8 protein-coding genes are annotated in these 12,168 nt (G+C 60.4%); 3 read left to right on the forward strand and 5 right to left on the reverse strand.

Features of this window, described 5'->3' with window-relative positions:
• Nucleotides 1-8: 8 nt before the first annotated feature.
• Entirely contained in the window at nt 9-1,787 is a 1,779-nt protein-coding gene (locus ELX51_RS13920) for a glycosyltransferase (RefSeq protein WP_164854876.1), read from the reverse strand.
• A complete protein-coding gene (locus ELX51_RS13925; RefSeq protein WP_206524631.1) occupies nt 1,771-3,453 on the reverse strand; it encodes a glycosyltransferase in 1,683 nt (560 codons plus the stop codon). Before ELX51_RS13925 ends, ELX51_RS13920 begins: the two co-directional genes overlap by 17 nt.
• Nucleotides 3,454-3,544: 91 nt before the next feature.
• On the opposite strand from ELX51_RS13925, the gene ELX51_RS13930 reads away from it, so the two are divergent.
• Nucleotides 3,545-4,489, forward strand: a complete 945-nt coding sequence (locus tag ELX51_RS13930; RefSeq protein ID WP_127754092.1) for a glycosyltransferase — start codon at nt 3,545-3,547, stop codon at nt 4,487-4,489.
• Here the strand turns inward: ELX51_RS13930 and ELX51_RS13935 are convergent.
• Nucleotides 4,486-5,703 (reverse strand): glycosyltransferase family 4 protein, encoded by a 1,218-nt coding sequence (locus tag ELX51_RS13935; RefSeq protein WP_127754093.1) that lies wholly within the window; start codon nt 5,701-5,703, stop codon nt 4,486-4,488. The genes ELX51_RS13930 and ELX51_RS13935 overlap by 4 nt on opposite strands.
• A gap of 66 nt (nt 5,704-5,769) precedes the next feature.
• Between ELX51_RS13935 and ELX51_RS13940 the strand changes: the two genes are divergently transcribed.
• Nucleotides 5,770-6,942 (forward strand): nucleotide disphospho-sugar-binding domain-containing protein, encoded by a 1,173-nt coding sequence (locus tag ELX51_RS13940; protein ID WP_127754094.1) that lies wholly within the window; start codon nt 5,770-5,772, stop codon nt 6,940-6,942.
• On the opposite strand, the gene ELX51_RS13945 is transcribed toward ELX51_RS13940, so the two are convergent.
• Together ELX51_RS13945 and ELX51_RS13950 are read right to left on the reverse strand one after the other, a co-directional pair.
• On the reverse strand, nt 6,939-7,793 hold the full coding sequence (locus tag ELX51_RS13945) for a sulfatase-like hydrolase/transferase (RefSeq protein WP_127754095.1): 855 nt from the start codon (nt 7,791-7,793) through the stop codon (nt 6,939-6,941). The genes ELX51_RS13940 and ELX51_RS13945 overlap by 4 nt on opposite strands.
• A 71-nt stretch (nt 7,794-7,864) precedes the next feature.
• Entirely contained in the window at nt 7,865-10,024 is a 2,160-nt protein-coding gene (locus ELX51_RS13950) for a calcium-binding protein (protein ID WP_127754096.1), read from the reverse strand.
• Between the two features lie 416 nt (nt 10,025-10,440).
• Between ELX51_RS13950 and ELX51_RS13955 the strand changes: the two genes are divergently transcribed.
• Nucleotides 10,441-12,054, forward strand: a complete 1,614-nt coding sequence (locus ELX51_RS13955; RefSeq protein ID WP_164854877.1) for an AMP-binding protein — start codon at nt 10,441-10,443, stop codon at nt 12,052-12,054.
• The last annotated feature ends 114 nt before the right edge of the window (nt 12,055-12,168 follow it).

Genomic DNA, 12,168 nt, shown 5'->3' on the forward strand with positions numbered 1-12,168 from the left:
TTGCGAGGTCAGGCGGCCCGCTGGAACGTCTGATCCCACCAAGCCTTGGTGCCGAAGCGGCCGATCGCCGCTCGGTACTCCTTGCGCAACCGGTCATAGGAGAACACCAGTCGCGTGAGCAGAATGGTCAGGCGGACCATGAGCTCCAAAGCCCGCGCAGTGTCCTTGACGGCTAGGAACACCTTGCCCTGATGCTCGTCCACATAGCGCACCTGCTTGCGCCCGAAGGCAAAACGAGGCTGCGGCGCGTCGACGCGAGGAAGGCTGACTTCCTCGGTGACGCTAGTCCCGACCAGACCTCGCGGCAGCAGATGCCCGTTCAACGTCAATAGCCGGAGAGCCGTCTTGGTCCGCCGTTCCGGGCGTGATGCGCGCGCCAGCACGTGCTCGCCCGCATCTGGCAGCGGTTGCAGGATTTCGGCCTTGACCATTCCCCTCAACTCCCCAAGCCGCTTGCCCAATGCTGCGTTCTCGGCCCAGAACTCGGGGCCCTTGAGCACATCGCTGATGGCTTCGCAGTTGAGTTCAGCCCGATCGTAGCAATAGCCGAAGATGTTGCGCAGAGCCCAACGGCCAAAGAACCGCGCCGTCGCGAGCGGATTGGGTGGATCGCGCAAGATCAGTTCGGCAACAAGGAACGCCTTGGTTGCGAGATATTGTTCTCCCGGGCTGATCTTGCCTTCGAACCCCTCTTGCCAGGAAGCGACCCCGAGCATGGTCTCGAGGCTGAAATTGTTGAGGTAGGAGAACAGCCAATCATCGCCACGCACGAACATGGGGTACGGAAAGACCAGTTCACCCCGGATGGGAAACGCGAAGAACCACCAGCCGCCATAGCTGAAGGGTTCTTGCCGCAGTGCCTCGGCTAGGTGTTCGCGCTTGAGCAGATCAAGCCCGTTTTTGCGGGAGATGATCCGGTGATTCTCGCCCCATTCGAACAAGGCACCTTGTTCATGCATCATGAAGCTGGTTTCCGCGCGCAGCATAGCTGAACTCACCGCGGTCCGCTCGTTCTGGGCATAGGCGAGAAGGCGTCGAGTACGCAGCAGACACTCGTCCTCAGTCGCCGCGTCATCATCCATGAAGCAAACATGGGTGGTCGCCGATGTATCGACGTAATGGGAGAGCCCGCGTGCGAACCCGCCTGCTCCACCTAGATTGGCATTCGGCAGCACCGTGGCGCCAGGATAGGATGCTGCATCAAGCTCACGGCCGTTGTCGACCACAAGCAGCGAGAACGCACCCAATTCCGGCTCGGGATCACGCTCGATGAAGTGCGTAAGCTTGTCGATGGTTTGCGCCACCATGGCTGCGCGCCCGAACGTGGTAATGGAAAGGCCTAGCTCGACGCGACGCCGTGGGGCGTCCTTCGTCACGAAAGCCGCCCTGCGGAGCGAAACATCGGAACGGGCAACGATTTCCAGGTAAACGCCTTCCGCCTCGGCTTGGGCAAGCACCCCGGACACGTCGATCATCCCGGATCCGAGCTCGATGTTGAGCTCCAGCAGCACCGGATCTTCTGCTGCTGCGGGATCGAGTGCCCGCAGCAGCAGCGTAGCTGCCCCCTCGCCCATCACGACGATGCCATAGCTGCGCAAGGCAGCTACTCTGCGCCATTGTGCCAGAGGAAATAACCCAAAATAGGTGTCGCCTCGCACACCTTGTCCCGGCTCCAGCGCAATCGCTTCCCCTTGCAAGTCGGGAACCCGATCACCAATCGGCCGCAGGTAAAGTGCTTCCGCCTTGTCGGTGTTGTGGGGAAAAGCGAGCTTATGAAGCGGATACATCAAGGGCTTTCGGTGAGGTGACGCTGTTGTAAAAGGCGAGGCAAACCTCGGTCCCTGTGGGCTGATCGAGATTGGCTTTGAGCAGTTCGTCCTGCTGAGCCAGGATACGGGCGGCATCTCGCCGGCCCTGAACGATCTCGCCGATCAACTTGACGGTCTGTGATACACAGGAAATCGGATGCCGCGGCACCAGCATCTCTGGCGCAACGATCTCGCGCTGCGCGCCAACATCGGTCGAGATAATGACTGCCTGTGCGCGAGCGGCCTCGAAGCCGACCAGCGTCAGCCCTTCGTTGTCCGAGCAGATCACCAAAACATGCGCACGCCCGAGCACATCCGCGACCGGCGTTCCGGCCGGCAGAAAGGAGATGGCATCGGCAACGCCAAGCTTTTGCGCCAGCGCCCGCACTGATGGACCAAGAAGTCCCTCTCCGACCGCCTCGAACACGAACTGCTGCCGGCCGAAGCGCTTGATCAGCTGCTGCACCATCTGCACGAAGAGATAGGGCCGTTTTTGCTGCGTGAAGCGCCCCACGAACGAAACATGCAGCGGCGTCATACTGTCCCACTTGCCCGGGGCCGGGGCAAAATTGCGCGACATGTCGTGCAATTTGCCTAGCCGTACCTGGTCCGCGGGAATAGCGGCCCTCTGGGTCATGGCGTGCTGTAGATCGGCGCTGATGACATGGTGCTGGTCGATATAGGGTGAATAACGGATCGATTCTGAGACGAAATCGCCAAAACGGTATTCAAGAATATGAGTGCTGTCGATCACCGCCTCTACCAGGCGCAGGGCGCGCAAAGCGGGCAGTAAGCGGTACAACACCCAGGAATGATGAATGTGAATTACGTTTGGCTGATGCTTGCGGATGATCCGTAACATCGCCTGTTCCTTGCTGCCTCCGAACTGGCAAGTACCCAGCAGGTAGACGGCATCAGCAAACTGTGCGGCCTGCTCGATCACTCGGTGACGCCCGGCTTCATCGCAGGTAACGACCACCGTGTAGCCTGCAGCCTTTGCTGCCTGCATCATCTTGAGTGCGAACGCCTCGGCACCGCCGAAGTCCAGCCAATACAGTGAAAATAGTATCGTTCGGCCCTCACCCTCGGCGGATGCCGGCGACCCCGCGTTGAACGACACTGGTGCTACTGACCCGCGCAAACCCGGAAGCTCGGCCATCTTGGCCGCGTGCTTGCGATCAGCCATCCGCTGGCGGGCCTCATCCATCAGCCAAGGATAACGTTCGAACGCCAGTGCCTTGACGCCCGTGTAAAGGGCGAGATTTTCCGGCTCCGCCACGCTTGGATCATCGATCCACAGCAAAATCGGGTCGATTCCGAGCATTTGCGAACTCGAGGGAAGCGGGGCAATTTCCAGTGTGGCAATCTGATTGTTGCCGATCTGGCGCGCAACGCCTTCGACCAACATATTGGCAGCATGCCGAGGCTGCCCATCAGTAGCGAGCGCAAAAACGACGCTCTGCGGCGCGCCCCCGGTGTAGATCAGCAATGTGCGCAAAGCAGATTCGAACTGCGCCACAACGGCAGCCATTACGCGGGCGCTAGGCTCGCCACGCAGTCCGATCTGATCCGCCACCATTCCCCACGTTAGGGTTACGCCGAACTCGCGGGCAATCGGGTCTAGCCGTTCCTGAACGGCCTGCATGCTCACCATCTGCTTTCCCTTTCCTGGTCGGTCATGTAACCAACCTTGCCGGCGCTCCCTAACCGATGACAGACCGCGCGGAAAGGGCTGAATGGCTGAAAAGGAAGGAGTGTGCGCCGTGTCGCATGATAATGAAAACGGGTCAACAAAGCCTCATTCCGTTGCTGCGGCCCTGCTGACCAATAACCGCCCCGAGGACCTTGTCCGCGCCCTGCAAGCCCTCTCGAGACAGTCAGTGCCCCTGCAGGACATCATCGTTGTAGACACCGCCGCGACCCCTCAAGCCGAAGAGATCTGCAGTCGCCATGGCCAAGTCCGATACGTGCCGTCCCTCAGCAATCTGGGGGGAGCCGGTGGCTTTTCTTTGGCTATGTTGCTGGCGATCGCGACGGGGGCAGAACATATCTGGATCATGGACGACGATGCGTGCCCCGAGGGTCCAGACTGCCTGGCGACCCTCCTCGCAGCGATGTCGGAGCGAGAGCTTCAGGCCGTATCGCCGATCATCGTGGCGCCTGTCGATTCGAGCCGGCTGGCCTTCCCTTACCCCCAGGCGGGCGGGCCAACTTACGATCGCAAGGAAATCGAACAAACGCCGTTCATCCCCAGCTTCGCCCAACTCTTTAATGGCCTGCTGATCCACAAGGACGTGTTCTTCACCGTCGGCCTGCCGGATATGAAATTATTTATCCGCGGCGACGAAGTGGACTTTCTGCTCCGCATGCGACGGGCGGGGATTCGGTTTGGGACTGTTACCGGTGCGGCGATGAGCCATCCTCCGGGGTGGGGAGAGGTCCACAAAGTCACCAAGGGCATGCAAGCCCTTGTTCCGGAAGGCGAATTCAAGCGCTACTACTTTTTCCGCAATCGGGGATACCTAGCGAGAAGGCACCGGCGAATCCGCAGCCTTTTGGTAGATTTGGTCGGCTATCCCATTGTTTTCGTTGTAGTTCGTGGCGGGGATTACTCGGGTTTGCGGCAGTGGTGGGGGGCGTTTTGGGATGGGTTGAATTACCGGTTTGGACCGCCGCGCTAGTGGGTCATAGAGGACAGTAACGCTTTTTGGCGTGGCAGGCAGACGCGGTGGAGGTCGTAATGATCCACAATGGTCTGGCGGGCGGCGCGGCGGATTTCGGTGTATTGATCGGGGTGGGTGAGAGCATCGGTCACGGATTTTACTAGCGCGTTGTGGTCGAAGAAGTCGACCAACATGCCGTTGACACCATGCTGGATCACTTCTTCTACCGGCGGGGTGGCGGAGCCGATGACGAGACATTGGCAAGACATGGCTTCGAGCATCGACCAGGACAGAACGAAGGGGTAGGTCAGGTAGATATGCGCACTGGAGATCTGCAGGATCTTCTTGAAGACGTCATATTCCACCCGGCCCATGATATGGACGCGCGACAAGTCTCCCTTGAATTTGGCAAGTTCCTGATCCTTGTAGGACTTGCCATCTGCGGGCTTCGCTCCATAGCTTACGCCTTCCGCGCCAACAACAACTACATGGGCATCGGGATTTTGCTCGAGGATTCCCGGCAGCGCCTGCATGAAGATATGAAATCCTCTATACGGCTCGAGGTTTCGCGCCACATAGGTGACCACTTTACTTGCGGCCGAAAGGGTCAAATCCGGCGACACCGCAACCGTTGCCGTGTTGTCGCCACAAAGATGAACGGTGTCTACGCCTTCATGAACGACATTCATCTTGCCTTGGAACACCTTTGGAACCTGGCTCTGCTGCCACCAGGTCGGCGCCAATCCCTGATCGGTTGATTCGAGGCAGGACAGGGTCACCTGATTGCGCAGACGCAGCTTGAAGGCGATCTCCGGGTCGCCGGGATAAGCGGGGTCGAAATTGACGTCCGAGCCGAAGGTGTGGAAGTAAAATTCAAAATAGCTCAGCAGCGGCACATCGGGAAAGATGTCCTTGGCAAAGAGCGTTTCCCCCCAGCCGGAATGGCCGATGATGAGGTCAGGAGTTATCCCCTGCTGCTTGAGCTGGAGGAGAATGCGCGCAACGGCTTGACCATGCAGGACATTGTCCTCCACCGGGCGCAAATAGGCATGGGTGTCAGGCTTGACTTGGCGATGGGGCTTATAGGTGAGGAGCTTGACGCCTGGGATACGGTTGGCATTGGGTTTACTGATGAAGTAGACGCTGTTTTCGCGCACCAGAGTACGGACCAGATGCTTGAACTGGCCGGGAAAATTCTGGTGAATGAACAGCAGCGTCTTGTTCTTGAGCATCACAACATAGCCTTTAAGTGCAGGCCCTGCTTAGCGGGCATACTCGGATTTGCCTAGGAGGGTCTTTTGGCTGGTAAGCGCATATTGTTAGCTTGGGAAAATGGTGCCGGGCTCGGCCACGCCAAGCGCTTGCTGCGCATGGCTGTGGCGCTGCGTGACAACGGTTTTGACCCCGTCGTGGCCGCGCGCGATATCAGCGCGGCGCAACGGGATTACCGCGACGCTGGAATACCGATCCTGCAGGCGCCGCGTCACCGTGGATTTCAAGGCGACCCCAAGACGTGGAACGCCCAGAGCTATGCCGACCTGATGGCCAGTTGTGCCTGGGACGATGCTGAAGCGCTTGAGCAAACCGTATTTGCCTGGGACGGACTGCTTGATCTGCTGCGCCCAGCTTTGGTGATTGCGGATTTCTGCCCGATCCTGCCCCTGGCAACCTTGGGCCGCATCCCCACCTTGGTGGTAGGCGACGGATTTGTGGTCCCCCCGCGCGAAGGCGAAGTTCTGCCAGTCATTCGCGACACCAAGGCGCCTCGTGCAGATGATGCAAACCTACGCGCCAATGGCGAAGCGGTACTGGTTCGGCGGGGTCGGCCGCGCCATCTACCGTCGCTCGGCGCCCTGATGAACGCCGATCGAAGCATTGTCTGCACTTATCCTGAACTCGATGTTTATGCCGATTACCGGAACAAGCCAGCCTCCGGCTCACTGGAAACCGCGTTCCCCCTGCCCCCGCCGAAGGGACAGAGCCTCTTCGTTTATCTGGCCGCCGATTACCAGGACACCGAGAAGGCCCTCGATGGGGCCAGCTTGGCGGGGATGCCGATACGGGCTTTCGTGCGCAGCGCGCGGCCAGCCCAGCGTGATGCCTGGCGCGCCCGCGGTATGTTCATCCACGATGAGGCGCCACCTCTGCTTGAGGAACTGCACCAGGCCAGCGCCATCATGCATCACGGCGGCATCGGCACGGCCGAACTGGCGCTGGCGACGGGAAGAGCCCAGCTGCTGGTGCCCCGTCACCTGGAGCAAACGCTCAATGCAAAGCGACTTGGCACCCAGGGCGTCGCAGCGCGACTTGCGGCTCCATTCAAGCCAGAAGATGCAACGGCCGCCGTGCGGCATGTATGTGGCTCCACCCGCCTGCACGCTAAGGTGACAGAGGTAGCCGAACAAATCGCCGCGCGGCCCGGCTCGGTGCTCAGCGAGATCGTCGCAACGGCGAGCGAAATGGTCCGCTAGCGGGCAAGCGTTCGCCGCAGGCGGGACCACATGCCGGCTGCCGCTCGCGCGGGAGTGTGACGGGCAACCGGCTCGCCCTTGAAGCGTATCAGCAGCGGAACGGTCGTGGTCATCGGGTGGGCGATGCCGTGCTCCCATAGCCCGTCCTCGCCCCAGCAATCGCCATGGTCGCCGCACACCAGGATCGTCCCCTCCCTGTGGCGCTCAAGCAGCGGGCCGAGCTGCGCATCTACCCATTCCAGGCACGCCCGCTGACGGGAGCGACAATCGGCTGATCGGTCCACCGTCTGGTACGGCACACAGGGATTGTCCTCCGCCGACCATGGGGCGCCTTCATGCCAATAGGGCACATGGGTTTCCCCCACATTGAGAAAGGTGAAGGTGGGTCCGCTGGCCTCGGCGAGGCGCTGCTCGATCCAGTTCAACTGCTGGCGGAGATGGTAGGGCCCCGGAATAAAGAAGTGGTCGAAGCTCTCGCTCAAATGCTTGCCGGTTGGGGTATTTGGATCGAACCAGCCCATGGCCCCGGCCCCGATTGTCGTAAAGCCGGCATTGCGGAAGCCCTCGATGATGTTGCGGCCCTGCAGGGTATAGCCCTCGGTGCCCTTGCCGGCGTGCCCGCCGGCCGTGAGCTTGAACAGCTTGCCGTATTTTGGATCGAGGAAGGATTGCGCGCTGCCGGCAATGCCAGGCGTGAAGCCGACGAACATGGCCGAATGGGAGCCATAAGTGAAGTAACTGGGCGCCTGGGCGCAATGTAGCGGCGCAACGCGGGTCAGGTTGGGCGCCTGAGCAGCGGCAAAGGTGTCGAACCGACAGGAGTCCAGGGTGATGAAGAGGACGTTTTGCATGGCGGCTGTGTGCCACAAAAGCAAAGGGGGGGCTAGTGCCCCCCCTTCGACCATCTGAGATCAGACTTTGATTAGACGGGGATGTCAGAAGTGCCGACCAGATTGCCACCCACGATGGTGATGTCGCCATCAAAGTCGTTGATGTCGATCAGGTTGCCTTCGAAAGCGACGTAGGTGCCGCTCGCTGCACCGGTGACCGTGATCACCGAGGCGAAACCTTCAACCGTCGAGGCAAAGGCTTCCACTTCCGCAAAAGTATCGGCCTCGCCGCCAGCGATGGTGACCACGCCGGTGACATCATTGAGGAAGTCAATGGTGTCGTCGCCCGTGCCGAAGTCGGTGATCAAGTCAACCGAGTCATCACCCACGCTCGAGGCTGATACCGAACGATAAACAAACGTGTCGTCTCCGGCACCGCCCGTCAGCTCGTCGGCGCCTTGGCCACCAACAATGATGTCGTCGCCTGCACCACCATAGATCACGTCATCGCCCAGATTGCCGTAGAGCGCGTCGTCGCCATCGTCGCCGACGATAGTGTCGTTGCCCTGACCACCATAGACTACGTCGTCACCGGCACCACCATAGATGGTGTCGTCGCCGCCATTGCCGTAGATCAGCTCATCGCCGGCGCCGCCGGTGATCGAGTCAGCTTCGTCGTCAGCCGAAGCGTCGGAGCTGCCGCCATAGATGGTGACCGCATCGTCTGCAACACTGTTGCTGATGATCGTATCCCCACCGCGGCCGCCGTAAACAACGCTCTCGTCGCCGGCGACGGTGATGCTGTCACTACCCTGGCCACCATAGACGATGTCCTCACCGGTGCCGCTGACAATGATGTCATCGCCAGCATTGCCATAGATTACGTCATCGCTGGCGCCGCCGGTGATGCTGTCAGCATCGTCCGCGGAGTCGGCTTCACCATTGCCGCCATAGATGGTGACGGAACTGCCAGCAACAGCCGCAATAGCCGAGATCGTGTCGGAGCCAAGGCCGCCGAACACGAGAGCCTCGTCTTCCGCAGCAGTCGCAGCAAGCGTGATCGAGTCATCGCCAGCACCACCATACACGGTGTCCGCGCCGCCAAAGCCCAAGATGACGTCATCGCCGCCATTGCCGTAGATCAGGTCATCGCCCAGGCTGCCGGTGATGAAGTCTACGCCATCGGTAGCAGCAACATCGCCATTGCCGCCATAGATGGTTACGCCTTCGCCAGCAGCGCCAGCCGCTGCAGTGATGACTTCGCCTTCGCCGTCAGCGGCATTGAGCCCGCCATAAACAACCGAGCCTGCACCGAAGCCGGTGATGGAGTCATCGCCAGCGCCGCCATAGATAACGTCCGCGCCGCCATACCCGTCGATGACGTCATCGCCGCCATTGCCGTAGATCAGGTCGTCACCCAGGCTACCGGTGATGGTGTCTGCGCCATCGGTAGCAGCAACATCGCCATTGCCACCATAAATGGTGACGCCTTCGCCAGCCACGCCAGTGGCTGCAGTGATGACTTCGCCTTCGCCGTCAGCGGCGTTAAGCCCGCCATACACCACCGAACCGGCAGCAAAGCCGATGATGGTATCGTCGCCAGCGCCGCCATAGATGGTGTCCACACCGCCATTGCCGTCGATGGAATCATCGCCAGCATTGCCGTAGATCAGGTCATCGCCCTCGCTGCCGGTGATGTCGTCGTCACCGTCTGCAGCACCCGCAACACCGCTGCCGCCATAGATGGTCACGCCGTCTGCGTCTGCTGCGGCAGTGATTTCATCACCGTCCACGCCGCCGTAAACAACCGAACCAGTGCTGAAGCCAGAAATGGTATCGCTACCCTGGCCGCCGAACAGCTGCAGATCGTCCAAACCGTCACCATTGATAGTATCGTCACCTTCATTGCCGTAGATGATTGCAAAATCACCAGCGGCAGTCAGGTTGTCATCGCCAGCCTTGCCGACGGCGATGTTGGCAGTCTCGGTATCACCCTCACCATCACCAAAGAAGAACTCCACGCCTTCGCCGGTGGGCGATTCAACGAGGTTAGGTGGGGTCAGGTCGGTCAGCGCAACACCGCCAAGGAACAGCTCGGCACCGCTCCGCAAGGTCAGCGTGACGCCCGACTCATCCTGAGTGAACGATGCAACGTCCTCGCCGGTGAACCCATCAACAACCACGGTATCGTCCGTGATGCTGAACTCTTCAATCGACAGATCTTCCGATCCGTTAAATACGTAAGTAGCCATTTTGCCTCCTTAGGGGGTCGCGCATGCTGGATTGCAACCTGCGCAGCGCAGACCCAGCCATTCGCGACATAATGCATTTTTGACTCGGCGAAACAATCGCCTTCCGCATACACATAAATAACAATGGAGCTTGCGCAGAGATTTTGTGGCTTTGCAGCAACGACTCACTCCGTTTGGCCTGGCTGGTCTTAAGCTGCGTTAACGCAACGGAACCCTGCTGGGCAAAGCGTCCCGCGGCGGTTCAAGGTTTACTTCGGCTATGCGGCCGCGGAAGTTCTCGCAAGATGGGCCCGGATTGTTATGCGCCGCAATTGCCTTCTGAATGCTCTGCACAGTTTGGCTTCCGGGAGCTTGTACTTACCTCAAGCTTTGGATAGCAGTTGTTTGGTCTTGGGGCGATGAGGAGCGGCGCGAGTATGATGGAGCGACAGGCAACACCATTGCTCACCTGGCTTAGCGGCCCGGCTCGCGCTCCTGATGCGCTCCACCGTCCAGGTTTCCAGCCCTTTGATCTAGATTGGACCGACCAGGACCTTTTCGCAGCGGCGGCAGCAATTGCGCAGGCGCGGCCCAACGACATCTTTGCCGATGATGGCGCCCAGCAGCTCAGCTTTGGCCAGCTCTGGACAGCGGTTCTGGCGCTGGCCGCCGATATCAGGGCCAGCGTGCCACCGAATGCCTTTGTGTTTAATCTGTGCAGCAACACTATATACCTGCCCATCATCACGCTGGGCGTGCTGTTGTCTGGACGGGTACTGGTGCGCCAGGATGCCGGCACTGATGCGCTTAAATTGCGCGCGGTGCTCGCCCAGGTGCCGGTTGCCGCTGTGCTGCTGCCCGAAAACAGCCTTCTCGACGAAACATTGGCAGAGCTGGGGCTGCCCCAAATCACCGTTCGCGCCTTCCCGCCAGGTGCCGGGATGCTTGCCCCTGTCCCCTCCGATGTTTCCGATCTGGCTGCGGTCCAGTTCACCTCAGGCAGCACCGGCCTGCCAAAAGGATTGGGCATTTCCCGCTCCTTGTTTGGCGGGGTGCTTGTCGGTTCGGTGAACGCCATCGAGCCCGACCGCGACGATGTGGTGCTCGCTCTGGCGGCGGCCAGCGGCATTGGCAGCCTTGACGTCGTTGTCGCACTCCTCGCCGGCGCCCGCCTTCACCTGGTGGACCTCAGAACGGGAGGCCTGCAGGAAGCCTTTCGCATCATGAAGGAGAAGCGGATCACCCTGTTCCGCTTCGTGCCTAGTGTTGTGCGCTCCATGATGCAGCTGCCAGGCGCCAAGCAGGCCTTTGCCCATCTGCGCGTCCTTTCGCTGATCGGGGAACCGATGAGCCGGGACGACGTGGCTCTGTTCCGCTCGGTGCTGCCGCCCGGCTGCCAGATCAACTTCTCACTCGGATCGACCGAAGCGGGCGGACTCACCCGCTGGTTCGTGCGCGAGGAGATGATCACCGGCCTCCGCGCACCAATTGGCTTTGTGGCGCCGGGACGCCGAATCGCCATCGTGAACGAGGCCGGCAACTCCGTCGCTTCTGGAGAAACGGGGGAGATGATCATCTCCGATGCTTTCGTCGCATTGGGCGATTGGCGCAACAACAAAGTCGATGCCGGCCGTTTTCCCACCGACCCGGATACCGGATGGCGCCTCTACAGCAGCGGCGACCTTGTGCGTGAGCGCGCCGACGGGCTGATCGAGTTTGTTGGACGGCGCGACCGCATGGTCAAGATCCGCGGTTTGCGAGTTGAACTGGGCGAGGTCGAAACTGCGATACGGGCCGCCCCTGGGGTAGCCGACGCTGTTGTGGTTGCCAAGGACCGCGAGGATGACCACACTACCCTGGCGGCGTTTGTGGTGCCAATGCTAGGCGCGACCGTCAGCAATGCCGATCTGCGCGCATATGTGAGCACTTATGCATCACCACAAGCGGTGCCAACCGAGTTCGCAATTGTCCCCAGCATCCCAAGGCTGTCGAACGGCAAACCAGACCTGATGCAGCTGCGCCAGCGGACTAGCCCCCAAGGGGTCCCATGAACACAGCGCTAACACTCGACGATTACCTTGTTATCGTTGCGCAAGCCTGGCGCGAAACCCTGCCAGAGGTTGAATTTAGGGCCGACCGAAGTTGGGCTGACGGCGGCGCCGATT

This window comes from Devosia sp. 1566 (genome assembly GCF_004005995.1).
Taxonomy (GTDB): domain Bacteria; phylum Pseudomonadota; class Alphaproteobacteria; order Rhizobiales; family Devosiaceae; genus Devosia.

Bases quoted from the DNA above. Each gene is read 5' to 3' on its own strand.
- ELX51_RS13920 (WP_164854876.1), bottom strand. From the start codon at position 1,787: ATGTATCCGCTTCATAAGCTCGCTTTTCCCCACAACACCGACAAGGCG.
- ELX51_RS13925 (WP_206524631.1), bottom strand. From the start codon at position 3,453: ATGCAGGCCGTTCAGGAACGGCTAGACCCGATTGCCCGCGAGTTCGGC.
- ELX51_RS13930 (WP_127754092.1), top strand. From the start codon at position 3,545: ATGGCTGAAAAGGAAGGAGTGTGCGCCGTGTCGCATGATAATGAAAAC.
- ELX51_RS13935 (WP_127754093.1), bottom strand. From the start codon at position 5,703: ATGCTCAAGAACAAGACGCTGCTGTTCATTCACCAGAATTTTCCCGGC.
- ELX51_RS13945 (WP_127754095.1), bottom strand. From the start codon at position 7,793: ATGCAAAACGTCCTCTTCATCACCCTGGACTCCTGTCGGTTCGACACC.
- ELX51_RS13950 (WP_127754096.1), bottom strand. From the start codon at position 10,024: ATGGCTACTTACGTATTTAACGGATCGGAAGATCTGTCGATTGAAGAG.
- ELX51_RS13955 (WP_164854877.1), top strand. From the start codon at position 10,441: ATGATGGAGCGACAGGCAACACCATTGCTCACCTGGCTTAGCGGCCCG.